12 protein-coding genes are annotated in these 17,755 nt (G+C 59.0%); 5 read left to right on the top strand and 7 right to left on the bottom strand.

From position 1 onward, the window contains the following. Nucleotides 1–681: 681 nt before the first annotated feature. Nucleotides 682–861: a DUF3606 domain-containing protein gene (locus RT123_RS05395; protein WP_313008234.1), complete on the bottom strand. Its 180-nt coding sequence runs from the start codon at nt 859–861 to the stop codon at nt 682–684. A 549-nt stretch (nt 862–1,410) separates the two neighbouring features. Between RT123_RS05395 and RT123_RS15730 the strand changes: the two genes are divergently transcribed. After that, nucleotides 1,411–1,626 carry a DUF6894 family protein gene (locus RT123_RS15730; RefSeq protein WP_409514890.1) on the top strand — a complete coding sequence of 72 codons (216 nt, stop codon included), beginning with the start codon at nt 1,411–1,413 and terminating at the stop codon, nt 1,624–1,626. 26 nt (nt 1,627–1,652) lie between these two features. Here RT123_RS15730 and RT123_RS05400 read toward each other — a convergent pair whose 3' ends face one another. Beyond that, entirely contained in the window at nt 1,653–2,378 is a 726-nt protein-coding gene (locus RT123_RS05400; RefSeq protein WP_313008235.1) for a Crp/Fnr family transcriptional regulator, read from the bottom strand. Nucleotides 2,379–3,736: 1,358 nt separating this feature from the next. On the opposite strand from RT123_RS05400, the gene RT123_RS05405 reads away from it, so the two are divergent. Beyond that, nucleotides 3,737–4,762 (top strand): SDR family oxidoreductase, encoded by a 1,026-nt coding sequence (locus RT123_RS05405; protein WP_313008236.1) that lies wholly within the window; start codon nt 3,737–3,739, stop codon nt 4,760–4,762. Nucleotides 4,763–5,528: 766 nt separating this feature from the next. Here RT123_RS05405 and RT123_RS05410 read toward each other — a convergent pair. From RT123_RS05410 to RT123_RS05420, 3 genes are all read right to left on the bottom strand, one after another. Then, nucleotides 5,529–8,615, bottom strand: coding sequence for a PAS domain S-box protein (locus tag RT123_RS05410; protein ID WP_313008237.1), 3,087 nt, complete (start codon nt 8,613–8,615; stop codon nt 5,529–5,531). Nucleotides 8,616–8,833: 218 nt separating this feature from the next. Continuing rightward, nucleotides 8,834–9,436 (bottom strand): response regulator FixJ, encoded by a 603-nt coding sequence (fixJ, locus tag RT123_RS05415; RefSeq protein ID WP_313008238.1) that lies wholly within the window; start codon nt 9,434–9,436, stop codon nt 8,834–8,836. Continuing rightward, nucleotides 9,426–10,904, bottom strand: a complete 1,479-nt coding sequence (locus RT123_RS05420; protein WP_313008239.1) for a PAS domain S-box protein — start codon at nt 10,902–10,904, stop codon at nt 9,426–9,428. The genes fixJ and RT123_RS05420 overlap by 11 nt, the downstream gene beginning before the upstream one ends. Nucleotides 10,905–11,066: 162 nt before the next feature. On the opposite strand from RT123_RS05420, the gene RT123_RS05425 reads away from it, so the two are divergent. Further along, on the top strand, nt 11,067–11,756 hold the full coding sequence (locus RT123_RS05425) for an alternative oxidase (RefSeq protein WP_313008240.1): 690 nt from the start codon (nt 11,067–11,069) through the stop codon (nt 11,754–11,756). Between the two features lie 757 nt (nt 11,757–12,513). On the opposite strand, the gene RT123_RS05430 is transcribed toward RT123_RS05425, so the two are convergent. Next, the gene (locus tag RT123_RS05430) at nt 12,514–14,226 is read right to left on the bottom strand and encodes an ATP-binding protein (protein ID WP_313008241.1); all 1,713 of its coding nucleotides are present in this window, start codon (nt 14,224–14,226) and stop codon (nt 12,514–12,516) included. 503 nt (nt 14,227–14,729) lie between these two features. Continuing rightward, the gene (locus RT123_RS05435; RefSeq protein WP_313008243.1) at nt 14,730–15,080 is read right to left on the bottom strand and encodes a helix-turn-helix transcriptional regulator; all 351 of its coding nucleotides are present in this window, start codon (nt 15,078–15,080) and stop codon (nt 14,730–14,732) included. Nucleotides 15,081–15,849: 769 nt separating this feature from the next. Here RT123_RS05435 and RT123_RS15735 point away from each other — a divergent pair. Together RT123_RS15735 and RT123_RS05440 are read left to right on the top strand one after the other, a co-directional pair. Then, nucleotides 15,850–16,284, top strand: coding sequence for a MarR family winged helix-turn-helix transcriptional regulator (locus tag RT123_RS15735; protein WP_409514889.1), 435 nt, complete (start codon nt 15,850–15,852; stop codon nt 16,282–16,284). A 269-nt stretch (nt 16,285–16,553) separates the two neighbouring features. Then, nucleotides 16,554–17,755 (top strand): methyl-accepting chemotaxis protein (locus RT123_RS05440; protein ID WP_313008245.1); only part of this gene is annotated, 1,202 nt, incomplete at its 3' end.

The raw sequence follows: 17,755 nt of genomic DNA on the forward strand, positions 1-17,755 counted from the left end.
CCTCAAGCGGCTGGCGGCCGAACGCCTGAATGACGCCGGGGTCGACCGCGCAGTCCGCAGCACCGAAGGGGGTCCGCGATCATGCCCCGGTCTGGATTGCGGTGATCTGACCCAACCGATTGGGACAGACGGCGCCGGGAGGCTGCCTGGCATGCCGAAAACGGTCGATCCGAAGGTGGCCTTTGGGTCTGAAGCGTCTGTCAGTGCGAAGGTCTGAAAGCGCCGAGCGGTCATTAAAACCAGGCCAGGCAACCGACATTCGTCATTGGATCGAAAGAATGGCGTTCCAAGACGGGTCAGAAGCCGTTGAACACCCGGCCGTGCTCCCCGGCCAAGCCTTCTCGCGAGGCGTCTCCGCCAAACGGGTTCAAGCGGTGGGCTGCCGACAACGCCGTCGCTGTGAACGGCGGAGCACGTCCTGGGATGGGCCGCTTTCCACGCCTGCGTCGGCGTCGGCAGGGCGCTAATCCGGCGGGATGAAGCGACCCGCCGTCTGGCGCGTTGTCGACCTTGGCCGGCCTGGCTTGCGTGAACCTGGAGCCAGACTTGAGCGACGCCCCCCTTATGACGGAAGTCACCCAGCCCATCCCGCCTGCAGCTGCTGTTCTTCTATGGTCGTGTCCAGACGAAGACCTTTCGCCACCCCAGTCGGCAAAGCGGCTTCAGCTTGCTGATCGGTTTTCATCGGCCCCGCAGCTCCTGTTCGACTGCATCCGCCTCATTGCCGACCCTGTCGACGGCCTTGCGTAGACGTTCTTCGCTCACGTTGAACTTGGCCGCCCAGTCTCGAACCTCATAATCTTCGGTTAGACTGATGCGCTGGCGATCCCCGCCGCCACGTTTGGATTTGTCGTCCGTCACGAATTCTCTCCATTTTGACCGAAGAAAAACTCAGGAGCCGGACAACCCGTTCCCTTGTGTGGAATTGGTCACTCATGCAGTCTGCGCAGCTGTATGTCGATCATGATAGGATCGGCCAGCGAGGCTATTGCCTCCATGTCGAGGGTGTGTGCCGTGTCAGTCTCGTTAGCGGAGGTTCGCGGTTAGTTCTGGCGCATTGTCGATAGCCGCCATGACGATTGTACGACGGTCTGGCGAACCAGATGTTCGATCCGCCGAAAGCGGACAGCAGCCTAGATTTGATGAAGGTCTTCGATGTTGCCACGGCCTCAGTTCTCGAAATCCGGAACCCGGCACGGCGTTATGCGATTTTGGAGGCGAGACCGTTTGCGAAGACCGGTTTCATGTGTTGCGCGACTGGGCCGCCGTCTTTTTGAGGGCGGCGGCCTTTCGTTGTGCTAGATTTGAGTCACGGCTGGGTAACTTTGTGCATCTCCCGGAACAAAGTGTTCAACGCGCCGTACAGAAGTGATGAAGTTCGTTTTCACCAGCGACGCCGGAACCTCGTCAATGACCTGGTCGTCAGACCTCGGGTCCGTGCGAGACGCAAAGATTGAAGCCGTACGGACCCTAGGCGAACTGCTAAGCGACGATGGCCCTCAGTTTTGGGACAACCACGCCGTTGAAATGACGGTCTACGGTGAGGCAGGTTCGATGCTGTTTCGTCTGAACCTAGCTGCGAGCGAGTGTTCTTCGGACGACGCGAATGGCAAGATCGATTCTTGAGGCGAACCACCGCCAATTTTGCACCACTACACGCCCGCAGTCGTTAGTCTTGCTTGCAGGTAGTTTGCGTCGAACTGCGCGATGCGCGCCAGACTACGCCAGTCATGAACGGTGGCCGGGCCACCCCTCCATTCCAGCAATCCTTCCTGACGAAGCGTCTTCAAAGTTCTGTTCACGTGAACCGAACTGATGCCAACCATATCGGCGATATCGGACTGTGTCAGCGGCAGATCAAACTGATAGTCGCCAGCTAAGCCCACCGCCTTGAGGCGCACGTAAACTTCGCAGAACAAATGGGCCAAGCGTTCGGCCGCGGGTCTTCTTCCCAGCGCCGAGAGCCACTCACGGTGAATAGCACCATCGACGACAGTCTCTCTCCACAGCGCGCGCATAAGGTGAGGCCGCGTCTCGCAAATCCACCGTAGATCCGCGTGAGACACCGCCACAACGGCGGCATTGGTCAATGCGACCAAGCTATGATCCATCTTTCTTAACAGCAGGCTGTGAAGATCCAGGAAATCTCCCGGGACGTTCAGGCCGCTAATCTGTCGGCCACCCTCCCTGAGGATTGAGACGCGACCTACCAACCCGTCCAGCAAAACCATGCTGATTTGGGGTCTGCTGGCCTCATCAACGAGAACTTGCCCGGTAGAGACCGAACGCATTTCCCCGATTAATGCGGCGAAGGCATCTCGGTCGTCGGCGGAAGCACCCTCTAAGCGGTCGAGCATGATAGCCAAACGGTCGTGCACACAGGTCTCCCAAGCTCGGAGGGGCTACGAATGCCTTTTTTTCAGTCGTTTCGGCCGACGATCCTACTTAGATCTTGGAGGTGGTCTGTCGTGTTCCGGACACTACAACGCGGTGAAGAGTTTTTGGTTGGGTGATTGGCGCCGCCCTAAGAGGTGGCGGCGCGGCTAAATGTGTCGATCCTGTGTGGCGGACGGTCTTTGCTTTCGTGGGGTCGGGGCCGTCGTTCGCTTTAGAAGCTGGCAAAGGCTGCCCGCAGGGAGGAGGCGGTCTTTCGGAGTATTGCCGGGCGCCACGCGCCTGGTCGTATCATTTGTCGGGTGGTCGACCCGCACCTTCCGTTGGTGGATAAAGCAACCAAGGATCTTGAACTGTCAGATCCTTCGATCAACCGAGCCTGATCCGACAATGCTACGCCGCATCGCAGCCTTGGCCTCGGTGACTGTATAGCTAGAATAGGAAGGTGCGCTTCAGGACGAAAGCGCACCGCTGGCGATAAGCCAGATCAAGCGCAAGATTATGTGATCAGTCGGTTGGTTAGGTCCAAGTGAACGTCCAGCGCCGCGACGGCCTCGGTTCGCACACGCTCCGCAGCAGATCGATCTCCTGCCGTCAGGTGAGCCGCGAACTCGCTGATCTTTGCGGTCATCCGCGGCTCCGCGCCCATAGCGCGCCTCTCCAAAGTGCTGCCATCCATTTCGGATTCCCCCAGCAGTTTACGGCCGGCCGTTGATGTCCTCGCCCGCCGGGCCGCCTGACGCAGTTCGGGCATGAGTAAGGTCAAACTCGCTTAGCCATTCAGGCGTCTCAAGCTATCGGCCGATATGGGCCTTCGTCTGTGCCGGACAGCTCTGTCGGCCCATCTGCCAACGACGTCGCCCTAGAAAAATTGAAGCCCAGGGTCGTAGAGACCCCGCATGAACTGCAATTAACGGGTCATCGCGTCATCTTCAGTCTATGGGACGGCGTTCTCCTCCGTAGGAACATGGTGGCTCGGTGAATCCCCACCCTTCACGAAGGGCGCCGGGCCACCACCCTGATGGGGTTATAGACCAGTCAGACCTCGCCAGGCAGATGGTTCACATGAGCCGCTTGTTAGACGAGCAACTTACCCAAGGCGGCAGCACATTCGCTGAAGCCGGACTAAAGGTTGATGTCCGGCCCGCTCCGCCAAAGGTCACTGGCGGAAGAGACTAAATTTCGCTGGGCAAGAATGTAACTACCATGCGAAATCGACTTTTCGAATACAGTCAAAAGATCCTTCTCTCTATGGGTCGAAAAAACCAAGGTAACCGCATCCCGGTGTTAACGGATGCCTGCGGTCTGGGGAACTTCAAAGCGTGGTTGGGGTTCGGTTCATATGATCTACAATCTCAAACCGCTGTCTGAACAAACCATTGTTATTACCGGGGCTACATCTGGCCACGGTTTAGCGACGGCGCGGCAAGCCGCACGAGCTGGGGCGAATGTATTTTTGATTGCTCGCAATTTGACGGCGCTGGAGCTTGTCTCGGCGGAGATTGAGGCTGAGGGCGGCAAAGTCGATTTTGCGGCTTGCGATGTGGGGGATGAGCGAGCGGTTGAGGCCGCAGCTGATCAGGCAGTGGAGCGCTTTGGTCGCATCGACACTTGGGTCAACAATGCTGGCGTGGGCATTTACGGCCAATTAGAGAAAGTGAGTACAGAAGATCATCGTAAAGTTTTCGAAACCAACTATTGGGGAGTAGTTTTTGGTTCGTTGTCAGCTGCGAAACGACTGAAGCGGCAGGGCGGGGCGCTGATCAATATAGGCTCAATAAATGCTGATATGCCCAGTCCGGTTTTGTCAGCCTATACAGCTTCAAAGCATGCGGTGAAAGGTTTCACAAACTCCCTCAGGCTAGAGCTGATCGCGAGCAAAGCGCCAATCTCGGTAACGCTAATCAAACCCTCAGCCATCGGCACGCCGTTTCCGAGCCGTGCCGGCAATGTCACCGGGTATCGGCCACGTCTACCGCCTCCGGTGTACGCGCCTGAGTTGGTTGCTAACGCCATCTTGTATGCCGCCCAGCATGCCCGTCGGTCGATTACTGTAGGAGGAGTCGGAAAATTCCAAGTGCTTGGCGCCGCTATCTTTCCCAAACTCTTTGATCGGGTCGGATCTCAAGTGGGCTCCTTGCTTCTCGATAAAACTGAACGTGTGACGGAGAGTACGGGAAGTCTGCATCAGCCAGTCACCGATGGCGATGTGGACGGGGACCAAAATGGCCGTCCCTACAGCGCCTACACGACCGTTCGAACTAATCGTCTCCTTGCGTATGCGCTTCTGTCGACTGGTGTCGGAGCGGCGGGCGCTCTTGCAATGAAAGCCTATCAGGCTAGAGGCTGTCGGCCAGGGCTTGTATAAAAGAAACACTCTCACGCGGAATGAGCAGCCAAAAGGCTCTGGCCACCTTGGCCTAACGCGCGGCGCTTGGTGTCCAGCGGAACCTCTACTATTTGCCGTGAAACCGATCGGACCATATGTCCACGTCCGGATCCAGTCGTGTGCTTAATGTCCACGTGTCCAGCTTCTACGAGCCTGTTTCACGCTACCCTTTGTCACCAAAGTAGCCGCTGACCCTCTTGCTCTCGTTAGCGAAAGAGCCAAAAACTTGGCCGAAGCGATGCAACCACGCCAACCAGCTTCGCTGCGTGGGCACGGCGCCTCGCGGTGCAGGTCGCTAAAAGACTTTCAGTCTTCGGCCCCGCCGTCTCGTAAAACCGGCACGGTCAGGAGGCCATCGAACGGACGAGATTAAGAGCGATCCGGCGCAGCTTCGGATCGGCTACCCGTCGCCAACTAAAAATCAGATCCTCTAGCTCTTGATCCTCAGAGTGCTCAACCTCATGAGCCGTCGCCCCGTTCGATCGAAAGTGGTTTGTCCGTAAGAGGGTAGGGGCGGTCGACTGACGATTCATAGGGCAACTGGCTTGATATGGGACGCTGGCGGTTTCCTCTGCGTTACAATGCAGAGACTGCGCCAGAGACACCGAACTTGTCCGCTTCGAGCGGGGTACGCAAAAGGCATTTCGCCGAAGCGAACCCCTGCTCGCTCGGAATGTCGCCTTTACGACGTGAACCCGCATAACCGATAATGTGCAACCCGAAGTGCTAATCCTCAGGGAGTAGTTCAAATAATCTCTGCGCCCTGCGCGAGCTTGGCGGCGAGGTCTGATTGCCTGAATGGCTTCACCAGGCGGGGTAACTCAGCGGCGACGCCTTCGACCTCGGCATAGCCTGACACCAGCAGAATGCGGGCTTGTGGTCGGCGGCCTCGAACCTCCCGCGCTAGGTCGACGCCAGTCATCCCCGGCATTAGGTGATCGGTGATCAATACGTCGAACGTCTCTCCTTCATCAATGAGTAGCAGCGCCTCTTCCGCCGACTTCGCTTCGATCACCCCATAGCCTAGGTCGATCAGCATGGCTGCGGTGCTTATGCGAACGATGTCTTCGTCATCAACCAGCAAGGCCGTCCCCGTCGTGGCGCGGACGGTGTTCGCGTCGTCTTGTACGACAGGCGGCTGCTGCGTAGCGGTCGTGGCGGGCAGCCAGATTTCTACATTTGTACCGAGGCCCGGTTTGCTGGCGATGCTGAGGGCGCCGCCAAGCTGGGAGGCGAGTCCGTGGACCATGCTTAGGCCTAGGCCCGTGCCCCTACCTATGCCTTTGGTGGAATAAAAGGGCTCGATCGCTCGTCTAAGGACCGTCTCATCCATGCCGGATCCATTGTCGGCCACGGAGAGCAGAACGTAGGGACCTGAAGGCAAGCCCGACCGGTGATCCGCACCGACGTGCTCGAGATCCGCGGAAATTCGCAGCATTCCGCCATCGATCATTGCGTCCCGCGCGTTAACGGCAAGGTTCAGGATGGCCATTTCGAGCTGATTTTGGTCAGCGACCGCCGGCGCAAGATCGTCGGCGATATTCAATACGACGCGGATCTGCGGCCCTGTGGTGCTGGAGACCAACTCAGCCATCCCTGAGACGAGCTCTCCGACGTTAACGGGCGTAGCCTGCAGGGGCTGCCGCCGCGCGAAAGCAAGCAGTCGCTGCACGAGCGTCTTGGCGCGTTCGGCGGCCTCGAGCGCGCCGTGGATCAAGCGCTGTTCACGATCTCCGCCGACGCTGCGGCGCTGAAGCATATCCAGAGACCCGAGGATCGGCGTGAGCAGATTATTGAAGTCATGTGCGACGCCTCCGGTTAGGGAACCCATCGCCTCCATCTTCTGGCTTTGCCGCAGCGCTTCCTGGGCAGTCGCTAACTCAGCTTCTGCGCGGAGTCTGTCGGTGATGTCTCGGGCGTGGTGAAAGGCGCCAATGATCTGGCCGGCGTCATTTTGAAGGGGGGTGTAGGTGATCTCCCAGGATGGCGTGCCCAATTCGGGACGGCCGAACGCCTCAACAACGGTGAAACGTTCGCCCCCGAGCGCCTTTGCCATCAAGGCGCGTATGACCGGCTGTTGCTCGGACACGAAGAGGTCAGGGAAAATGTCGCCCAGCCGGGTATCGAAGCCGTTGACCCGGCGGAACTCATCGTTGTGCGCCCGATTGAAAGCGATCAGCCGGTAGTCGGTATCAAAAGCGCAGATCGGCGAGCGATCGGACTGTACGATGTTCTCATGAAGTCGCAAAGCCGCCGCGCGCTCTTTGTCATCGGTCACATCTCGGCCCACGGCGTAAAACACATCCCCTTCGGGGACTAGGGTCCAGGAAATCCAGCGCCATGAGCCGTCGGCATGTCGCAGCCGGTCCTCGAATCGTTCGACTGTCTCGCCAGCCAACAGACGCAGCATGACGGCTTCCACTGAAGCATGGTCTTGCGGATGCACCTGATCGCGGAAGGATAGGGCCAGAAGCGTTTCCGCATCTTGGCCGAGAGTAGTTTCCCAAGCCGGATTGATCGCCTTTAAGCGGCCGTCGAAACCCATCACGGCGAAGAGGTCTCGGCTCATCTCCCAGACCCGATTGCGCTCGGCTGTGCGCGTGACGACCTCCAACTCCAAGGTTTCGTTGAGCTCTTTAAGCCGGGCTTCGGTTTCTTTGCGGGGCGTAATGTCGATCGCGGTGCCAAGAACGCGTTTGCACTCCCCCGCCTCGGTGAAGATGCCCGCGCCCTTGGCTGCGACCCATCGAATGGCGGCGTCTTCCTTTCCGACCGTGCGATATTCCACATCGTATCGAAGTCTGAGGGTTGGATCGCAGGCGGCGGCGAAGGCAGCGAAGGTCGCTTCACGGTCGTCCGGGTGGACGCCGTCGTAATAGTCTTCGAGCGTGACTGGCACGTCCGGCGAGATACCAAACATGGCCTTGACGCGCGGGGGCCAGAACATCGCGTTCGTCGTCATGTCGACATCCCAGAGGCCGATCTCTGCTGCCTCGGTAGCCAGTCTGAGCATCTCCTCGCTGACAGCCAGTCGATTTTCGGCTTCGCGTCGATCGTCGATGTCGATGACGGAACCTACATAGCCAAGGTAGGCGCCGTCGTCCCCGAAGCGGGCCGCCGCTGCGTCGATCGTCCAGCGATACACTCCGTCGGCGCGGCGCAGCCGGAAATCGACGCGATAGTCTTCCTGTTGGGCGTTAGCAGTAACGAAGGCTTGCTCGGCCGCAGACCGATCATCGGGATGGACCGCTTCGAGCCACCCATACCCTTCGCCCGCATTGGGCGCCTGGCCGGTGAACTCATACCAGCGTCGGTTTAGGTGCGTGCAGTATCCGGACGCGTCGGTAACCCACATCATGACCGGTGCGCTATCGGCCATGCTGCGGAAGCGGGCCTCGCTTTCGAGTAAGCGGCTTTCCGTATGCCTCCGATCATCGATGTCGGTAGACGTGCCATACCAGCGCACAATCTCGCCGCTCTCAGGGTCCCGATAGGGTTCTCCCCGGACCAGAAACCAACGATAGGTCCCATCGTGGGACCGAATGCGGTGCTCCACTTTGAAGGGCGCTCCCGTACGCTTCGCCACCTCGAAGGCGGCGACTGTCGGCTCTTCGTCGTCGGGATGAAGGTGGTTCGCTGCAATCTGCGTAGCAGTCGTCGGTTGGTAGGCGGCTCCGGTGTATTCGCTCCATTGCTTGTTTAAGAATTCGGTTCTGCCTGCACCGTCGGTAATCCAGACGATCTGTGGTACCGCGTCTGCCACCAGCCGGAAGCGGGACTCGCTTTCGCGCAGGGCGGCGAGGAGGGTCTCGGAACCCATCTCATTTGGCATCAGGGGAGTTATCCTTCCTCGCAGAGTCGGCGCGATCCTGTGCCCTATGCGCTTCGACCTCAACGGGCGGACAGATATTTGTGATGCCTGTAGGTCGCAGAGGCCGAGCGACGCCGATCCTCAGCTTCTGACGATGGGTTGAGTCCAAACTTTATCAGCAAGGCAAGAAGCGATCTGAATGCGCCTTGTTGTCCAGGAGCGAATGCCCGTTCATGGCGCTAGCCGGCCGTCATGACCATCCTGACCAGTTCCGAAAGGCTCCCCGCCTGCATCTTCGTCATCGCGTTTGCACGATAAACCTCGACAGTGCGAGGGCTAATACCGAGATCGAAGGCGATGACCTTATTGGCGTGTCCCTTGACCAAACCCTCGACGACATCACGCTCTCGGGGAGACAGGGCCTCCAGCCGGGCGGCGAACTCGCGCCGTTCAGTGTCTGCAGCGCTGACCTTGGCCGTTTGAACCAAAACGCGGTGGATGGAGGCGAGAAGGACGTCGTCATCAAACGGCTTTTCGATGAAGTCGAGGACGCCCGCGCGCATCGCCTCGATGGCGAGGGGCACGTCGGCGTGCCCGGTGATCACAATGACGGGCTCAGCCGACCCGTCAGCGCGCAATCGACGGGCGAGTTCGAGGCCCGTCATATCGGGCATGCGGACATCCGTGACGATGCAGCCTGCGGGACGGTCCTGCTCGGCAAGAAAGGCGAGTGCGGACTCGTAGGTCCGCGCGGACAGGTCGGCAGTCTCCAGCAGGAAGGCGATAGAGTCGCGCACCGCCGCATCGTCATCGATGACGTGGATGATGGTGTCAGTCGCCATCGGCAGCCTCTTCTTCGATACGAGCGCGCTGGAGTGTGAAATGGAAGACGGTCCCACCGCCGGGGGCGGGTTCGAACCATATGCGGCCGCCGTGAGTTTCGATGATGGTGCGGGAGATGGAAAGCCCGACGCCCATGCCGGACCGTTTGCTGGTGACGAAAGGCTGGAATAGTTGGTCCGTGAGATCTTCGCTGACCCCCGCTCCCGTATCCGAAACTGACACCTGCAGCAGTTCGGCGTCGACCGGGGCTGCGGCGATCAACAGCTCTCGCTTTGGCGACTCCTCCATCGCGTCCATCCCGTTGCGGATAAGGTTGAGCAGAACCTGCTGGATCTGCACTTTGTCGGCGAGAACGCGATCGGCGGAGGGGCCGATGGCAAACCGCACCCGCACACCATGTTCGCGGGCTCCGACCAGCGCCAGCGCGCTGGCCTCCTCAATGAGCTTCGGCAGGTCCTCAATGCCGCGCTCCGTTTCGCCGCGGGATACGAACTCACGCAGCCGCCGAATAATCACACCCGCCCGCAAGGCTTGATCCGCGGCCAGATCGACAGCAATGGCGATGCGGTCCTCTCCCAGGCCCCTCGAAGCCAAAAGCCTCTTTGAGCCCTTCAGATAATTGGAAATGGCGGTAAGCGGCTGGTTCAATTCATGGGCTAGTGCCGACGCCATCTCCCCAAGGGCGGTGAGCCGGGAGACCCGCACGAGATCGCTCTGCAGCTCCTGCATCCGGGCCTCGGCCTGCTGGCGTTCGGTCAAGTCGCGGACGAAGCCGGTAAAGAAGCGGCCTTCGGCGGTGCGCATTTCGCCGACAGCGAGTTCCATGGGGAAGGTCGAGCCGTCTTTGCGCTGACCGACAACGATCCGGCCGAGACCGATAATGCGGCGCTCGCCTGTCCGATAGTACCGCTGCAGATAGCCGTCATGCGCCTCGCGATGGGGTGCCGGCATCAGGACACTGACATTCTGGCCGATCGCCTCATCGACGGACCAGCCGAAAAGGCGCTCAGCTGTCGGGCTGAAGGCTCGGATCAGGCCGACGTCGTCGATCAGGATCATGGCGTCGGGGATGGTATTCAAGATGAGCCGGAGGTGGGTCTCTCGCGCAGAGAGCTCGCGGTGAGCGCGCTGGAACCACTCGCCGCCCACGGTCACCGACGCCGCCACGCCGACAAACAAAGCGGCCTCGATTAAAAGCGCAGGACGAAGGGGCGAAAGTATCAGTCCCGCGCCGAGGCCGATCAAGGCCGCAGCCGCACCCGGTATCCAGCCGCCCAGGGCGGCCCCGACCACCACTGCCGGGACAAATACAAGAAACGCGCCATGGTCACCGATGCGCTCGCCGAGAGCGGCGCGCAGCCCGGCACCCGCCACGGCCACGACCACTGCGGCAGCGACCGCCAGCCACGGCGAGGCCGGGCGGATGAAGGCCGAAGGCGCGGTCTGCGGTGACTGAAAAGCTCGCATTGGTGTTCCTTGCTCCGTCCGACCGGCCTCCGCGCCTCCGGGATTTCCCCTAGGGCGAAGACCGAAATATCGGCCTTGGGCGGTCGCTTCTACACCGATTGCATCTTCAAGACGCCGCCGCAGCGGCCCGGAACGCTCTCCTGATAATTTGGAACGACCACTATGACCGCGCCTCTCGTCGATCTTTCAATCCACCACCGACCCAAGGGTCTGTCGGACCGGGTCGCCTTCGGCTTCACCAAGCTGCTGCGCTGGTGCGCCGACACCTTCTTCGCCAAGCGCTACGGCCACCGCGCTGTGGTGCTGGAGACGGTCGCCGCCGTGCCCGGGATGGTCGGCGCCACCATCAATCACCTCAGCTGCTTGCGCAAAATGTGTGACGACAAGGGTTGGATCAAGACTCTGATGGACGAGGCCGAGAATGAACGTATGCATCTGATGACCTTCATCGAGATCTCTAAGCCGACGCTGTTCGAACGCTTCGTTATTGTCTCGGTGCAGTGGGTGTTCTACCTGTTCTTCTTTGTTCTCTACCTCGTCTCTTCAAAGACGGCCCACCGCGTAGTCGGCTATTTCGAAGAGGAGGCAGTAATCAGCTACACTCACTATCTCGCCGAAATCGACGAGGGCCGTAGTCCGAACGTGCCGGCCCCTGAGATCGCCAAGTCCTACTGGGGCTTGCCGGACGACGCGACGTTGCGGGATGTGGTCCTGGTGGTCCGCGCAGATGAAGCCCACCACCGAGACGTCAACCACGGTTACGCCAACGAGCTGGGCGGCCTGCCGATCCAGGCTGTGGCTCCGTGCCCTCCGCATGCGGCGCTGGAGCCGACCTGGAAGGCCGTCGCCTAATTGAAGCAGCTTGATCGCGCCCTCTCGTGATGCCGTCGCGGGAGGGCCTTCGAGCCTGCCTGTGTGCTACGTCGGCTGCGGTAGAACGATCTTGTCCGGATCCGGCTGTGAGCCATGAAGCACATGGGGCAGATGCCGTTCCCTGCCTCCCTAGAAGACACAGCGGTTCCACCATTTGCCCTGGACGACAATCTAAGTCCGCGTTCTAGATTGGGCTCAAAGGCGAAGTTAAAGGCACGCGAGACGCTTCGAGTCGTTCGCGAAATCTTGGATCAATCTTCCGCGCCTGGGCTAAGGGCCAAGCCTTCGTGACCGCCGTGTCGGGTTCAATGCTGCTTTCGATATACGCAACCCAGTACTCACCTACAGTCGGGACGGCGCGACCTTCCCGGCAATTGCGCATCTCACGGTGTCCGAGCTCAATCGTCAGCGGCGGCACTTCGCCTTCGATCAGACCGATAGGAGCGGCCGTGGCGGTCCAAGCCTCGTCAGCGCGGTCAGGGTCTACTGTCGTGACAGTCTCAATTCTAACGACAACGACGGCGTCGTACGACCGGGCGATCAGCGACCCTATGTTCGGAGGTTGACGACACGCTAATGAAGGTGTCGCTATCGCCGATAGCGAGGCCAACGTCGCTGCTATTTTAAGTGCAAGCGATCTGCTCATCTATCCACAGTCTGTATAACGCGCCTACTTTCCGGCGACCGCTGCCATCAACTATCGAGCGGAAAAACAACATTTCGAGCACCCGGTTTACTAGGCCACTTGCCGCAAGGTGGCGCAAGCTTGTTCTACGCCTTCAACAAGCGCGCGGGGGTCTATGGGTTTGGTCAAAAACGTGTCGACTCCGACAGAAAGCCAGGCTTGGCGGTGAGCCTCCATCGCATTCGCCGTCAGGGCAATGACCGGCGTCTCAGTATTCGCGCCGGCCGTTTTTATTGCGCGAGTGGCGGTGACGCCATCCATCACGGGCATCTGCATGTCCATGAGGATGATGTCGAAGGGCGTGGTTTCGCAAAGGCCCACCGCCTGAGCACCATCTTCCGCAAAAGTCAGTGCGCAGCCATGAGGTTCAAGCAACATGGAGACAATCCTCCTGTTGACGGGGTGGTCATCGACGACAAGGACTGAAAGCCAGGAAAGATCGGCCTCGACCCAATTTTTTGTCGCCGTCTGGATTTTCTCGGCGATCTCCGTCGGCAATGCCAAATGGAACTCAGAGCCTCTGCCGGCGATGCTTGTTGCAGTCAGCGACCCGCCCATCAACTCTGCAAGGCGTCGGGCGATCGCCAGACCAAGACCTGTGCCGCCAAACCGACGGGTTGTGCTTGCGTCAGCCTGCTCGAACTGATCGAAGATGTGTTGCAACCGGTCGGCAGGAATGCCGCATCCGGTATCCGATACACAGATATGCAGTCTCTTCGTCTCGCGATTCCATTCGGCTGAGATCGTTATCACGCCGTTATCAGTGAACTTGACTGCGTTTGAAAGCAGATTGAACAGGATTTGTTGGAGTCGCAGCGCGTCAATTAGGATGCATTCGGGAACGTCGGGGCCGATATCTAAAGCAATGCGAACACCCTTCGCATCCGCCTTTGGCTCCCATAAACTTTTCAAAGCCTGAAGTTTTTCCATAAAGTCAGTATTGGTCGGTTCGATCTCCATCTTTCCCGCTTCAATCTTCGAAAAGTCGAGCACATCGTTTAGCAAGCCGAGCAACACGTCTCCAGCGTCCTTCAGCATCTCGATCTGTTCACGCTGACGGGCGTCAAGACGGCTTTTCTCAAGTAAGGTTGTGGCAGCCATGACCGCGTTCATAGGCGTACGGATCTCGTGGCTTACGACCGCTAAGAAGTCGGACTTCGCCGCGCTTGCGACTTCAGCCCTTCGTCCTTCTTCCGTCGCGATTTCGTTCGCTTTCTGAAGGGCGGTCATCGTGGTCGAACTCTGCCTTACCGCTGCAACGAGATGGGTCATGTAAAGAACGCACCCGACGGCGATCAGATAATCTTGCGGTGATCCGAACAGGAGGGCATGGCCAATCGGAAGGCCGAGGAAATACAAGGCGTGCGGTGTTGCCGAGCAAATAAGGATCGCTCTTACATGGTAGAGATGAAGTGTCACATGCAAAAGCGCTCCGGCGACGAGAACGGTGCCGAACACCATGCCAGTTTCCCCTGTATCCCAAAGGTAGATGGAAATTGAGGAATAAACTGTCGTGTTCGCTAGACACGATAGACATCCAGCGATCATGGTGCGCCGGGGGTTCTTCAAATCGCCTTCGCGACGAAGTGGTCGAAACGCCATCCAGTCGGCTGCCTGTCCAACCATGACTGCGCCAAGCCAAAGAATCGGCCACGGTGACGGCGCTATAACCCAGGTTGTTAGGGCGATGAAGATCGCCAATCCGACGCGGCCTTTAAGCTCGCGTTGCCGTACGTTCGCGATGATCCTGTAAGCGTCAGACATAGATTCCACCCCTCCGGCACGAACACTACGGTCTAATGCTGAATAAAGGTTAGCGACCCACAATCAGATATACGGGGCGGATGAACGCGCGTGGGTGGGAATGCGAATTCTCTAAGTTCGCTCGTCCGTGGCGCTCCAGTAAAGTGACTGGAATGGCCAAAATCTCGCGCGTAAATTTTTGACACCAATCACACGCGGTATGATGTGCAGATCCCGACAATGGGGAGCGCCTTCCCAACCCTGCGAATGCGGCTAACCGTCTATTGGGCTTAATTCGGTCTACGGAACTCTCGGCCAGAGCCATAAGATAAAAGACTGGGAGCGGGGTCGCTTTGCGCTTGCCTACCCACCGCACGGTACGCGTGCACGTTGATAACTTAACTGCGCCATTGCGAGTGATTGCCGGAGGAGCATGCCACCGAAATGACATCCGCGGCCCCGGTAGGCTGCAGATCGCTCGTCTCGGGTCATCGAACAGTTTGTAGGTAGAGTCCTAATCGGTCTCAATCCGTCGTGTGGGCAAAGGCGGCTGCAACCTCCAGCAAGGCCTTTCGGCGCTCGGGGGAAGCTCGGTTGAAATTTTTCAAAAGCGCAATCGACTGCTTATCAACGAGTAGGTCAGGTTCGGAAGATAAAGGACGAATTTCCCCTGACAGCTGAGCGACCGTGGTGTCTAATCTTTCGGCAATCTTGATTAAAGTTGCTGCTGCGATCCGGTTGAAGCCCTTCTCGTATTTCTGCACTTGCTGGAAAGTGACGCCAATATGACGCCCTAGGCTCGCCTGACTTATGTTCAAAGCTACGCGTCGGGTCCGGACCCTCTCGCCAATTTCTACGTCGATCTGGTCGATCATCTAGCCTACCTTCATTGTGGGATTGCTCCACTTAACATCTCGCCAGATGACCGGCCAGTTCGCGAAAGGCCATCCGGCCTTCTGGCTTATAGTCGAAGACCTCAGGTGAAGCGCCCGACTGTTTGGAGCTAAGGGAGACGAGCGACGTGCGGCTCTCCATTGTAACGCAGATGAGGATGGAGGGACCCCCTGGCGCAACCACCTCGACGCCTCGCCGAGTTAGGACATAGTCGGCTCTTCACGGGGTTACGTCACTATAGCTTTCGCAATGTCAGAGCCTCATCTGTGTCTTGTCTGCGGGCGCCATAAGCTGCAGGACCTCATTGTCAACCGCGGCCGAAGCTAGATCCAGATTCGATCATAGCGCAAAAGGGGCTCGGCTAGATGCGATGGAGTAGGCGGGGAGGGCGAAACCTTTCCGACCGCCTTGCAACCCAGCCCTTGAACGCGTTCACGAAGGGTGATCGTCGATCAAGCTATCAGGCGACTTTGATGTGGGCGCAATCACTTCTCTGATGAAATCAGCCCGACTACCATCCCACCTAAAGTCGCGAAGATTCGACTGAGTGATCCAATAACTTAATAGATTGCAAACGTCGGATGCTTTAAGTGGCGCTAAGCGGGACCTTTAGCTTATTCACAAGCCCGCGTTTGATATAAAAATTGGTTAAAATCCTGAGTGGGGGGCTACTGTTATTTGAACGATTTAACCGAGTCTAAAAATTCCACCGTCCTGGGAGAGGTTTGTAAAAGTCGAGATCAGTTGGCTATGCGCCTTGCCTATACAGTTGTCGGCCTTAGCAGGCGGTGGATCGCGCGCACTGACGAGGTGCTGCTAGGGTCAGATTTAACAGGCGGAGAGATCGCTGTGCTCCTGCTCCTTAAGGAAAACACATCAGGCATGACCCAAAAGGAACTGTCTGTCGCGCTCGCTCTATCGGCGGCTGTGCTTTCAAAGCGTACCAATATCCTTGTGAACAAGGGAATGGTAATCCGGTCCGATCTTATCGGGGACCGGCGCGCAAATCTTAATCGCCTCACCGCTGTTGGAGAAAAAGCGTTAGACGACTGGGGAAAATGTGTAGCTCGTCTACGCTTGAGAACTATAGAAGGGCTGTCGGAGGCGGAGCTTTTCCAGGCGCTTCAAACCCTTGCCCGACTAGATGAAAACCTACGATCGGATGTCGACGCAGCCGAGATATAATAGGTCGATTACGTAGGGGCGATGTCGTAAATCTTCGACGAACCGGTCTTGCTGGCCACACCTATAAGCCCAGACAGCTACATCGAACCCCGCTTTTTGATTTCAAACGACGCGAGGGTTTTGGTGGATCGTTAGGGGGAGAAATATTTGGAAGCAATATCGTAATCCTCCACGCGTAACCTTGCGCTCGCGTTGGAGCCAAGACACATATGCGAAGCCTCTTTAAGCGTCGAGATGACCATTCGAGTGATGTTAGCGAACTGCGCAGCATGCTTGCCGCGGTGGATCGCTCCCAGGCGGTGATCCAGTTCGGTCTGGACGGCACGATCCGCGACGCGAACCAAAATTTCCTGTCCGTCGTGGGTTATGCGCTTGGCGACATCGTGGGTCGGCATCACCGGATGTTCGTTGATCCGGCCGAGGCGCAGACGCCGGCCTATGCCGAGTTTTGGCGTCGTCTGAACGCCGGCGAGTTCGTGGCGGACAAGTTTGTGCGCTACGGCCGGGGCGGCAAGCGTGTGGTGATCGAGGCCAGCTACAATCCGATCCTGGACAGCGACGGACGCCCCTACAAGGTCGTCAAGTTCGCCATGGACGTCACCGCCGTCGAAGAGGAGCGCGAGCGCCGGGCCGAGGCGGATCGTCAGGCCGCCCAGGTCCAGGCCGCTGTCGTCGAAGGCACGGCCAGGGGCCTGTCGGCCATGGCGGCCGGGGACCTGTCCTATCGCATCCAGGACGACTTCCCCGGCGAATACGCCGTGCTGCGCGGCAACTTCAACCAGGCCATGGCGGCGCTGGACGAGGCCGTCGGCGTGATCGGCGTCAACGCCGGATCGATGCAGTCGGGCGCCCATGAGATCAGCAGCGCCGCCGAGGATCTGTCACGCCGCACCGAACAACAGGCCGCCAGTCTGGAAGAGACTGCCGCCGCGCTGGACCAGATCACCGCCACCGTGCGCAAGACAGCCGAGAACGCCCAAGCCGCCGACACCGTTGTCACCCAAGGCCGGACCCAGGCTGAGACCGGCGGCGTCGTCGTCCAGAAGGCCGTCGCGGCCATGGGTGAGATCGAACGCTCGTCCAACGAGATCAGCCAGATCATCGGCGTGATCGACGAGATCGCCTTCCAGACCAATCTCCTGGCGCTGAACGCCGGCGTCGAGGCCGCCCGTGCGGGCGAGGCCGGCCGTGGCTTCGCTGTCGTGGCCTCCGAAGTGCGCGCCTTGGCTCAGCGGTCAGCGGAATCGGCCAAGGAGATCAAGACGCTGATCTCGGCCAGCTCCACCCAGGTCAAGGACGGGGTCGTTCTGGTGCGTCAGTCGGGCGAGGCCCTGACGGGCATCGCCGGCCGGATCGAGGAGATCACGACCCTGATGGGCGAAATCCGCGCCTCGACTCAGGAACAGGCGGTGGGTCTGGCCGAGGTCAACACCGCCGTGAACCAGATGGACCAGGTCACCCAGCAGAACGC

This window comes from Brevundimonas vesicularis, assembly GCF_032067225.1.
Classification (GTDB): Bacteria; Pseudomonadota; Alphaproteobacteria; order Caulobacterales; family Caulobacteraceae; genus Brevundimonas; species Brevundimonas vesicularis_F.

Coding starts and splice junctions, on each gene's coding strand:
- RT123_RS15730 (WP_409514890.1), top strand. CDS start 1,411: ATGACCTGGTCGTCAGACCTCGGGTCCGTGCGAGACGCAAAGATTGAA.
- RT123_RS05405 (WP_313008236.1), top strand. CDS start 3,737: ATGATCTACAATCTCAAACCGCTGTCTGAACAAACCATTGTTATTACC.
- RT123_RS05410 (WP_313008237.1), bottom strand. CDS start 8,615: ATGCCAAATGAGATGGGTTCCGAGACCCTCCTCGCCGCCCTGCGCGAA.
- fixJ (WP_313008238.1), bottom strand. CDS start 9,436: ATGGCGACTGACACCATCATCCACGTCATCGATGACGATGCGGCGGTG.
- RT123_RS05420 (WP_313008239.1), bottom strand. CDS start 10,904: ATGCGAGCTTTTCAGTCACCGCAGACCGCGCCTTCGGCCTTCATCCGC.
- RT123_RS05425 (WP_313008240.1), top strand. CDS start 11,067: ATGACCGCGCCTCTCGTCGATCTTTCAATCCACCACCGACCCAAGGGT.
- RT123_RS05430 (WP_313008241.1), bottom strand. CDS start 14,226: ATGTCTGACGCTTACAGGATCATCGCGAACGTACGGCAACGCGAGCTT.
- RT123_RS05435 (WP_313008243.1), bottom strand. CDS start 15,080: ATGATCGACCAGATCGACGTAGAAATTGGCGAGAGGGTCCGGACCCGA.
- RT123_RS15735 (WP_409514889.1), top strand. CDS start 15,850: ATGCGCCTTGCCTATACAGTTGTCGGCCTTAGCAGGCGGTGGATCGCG.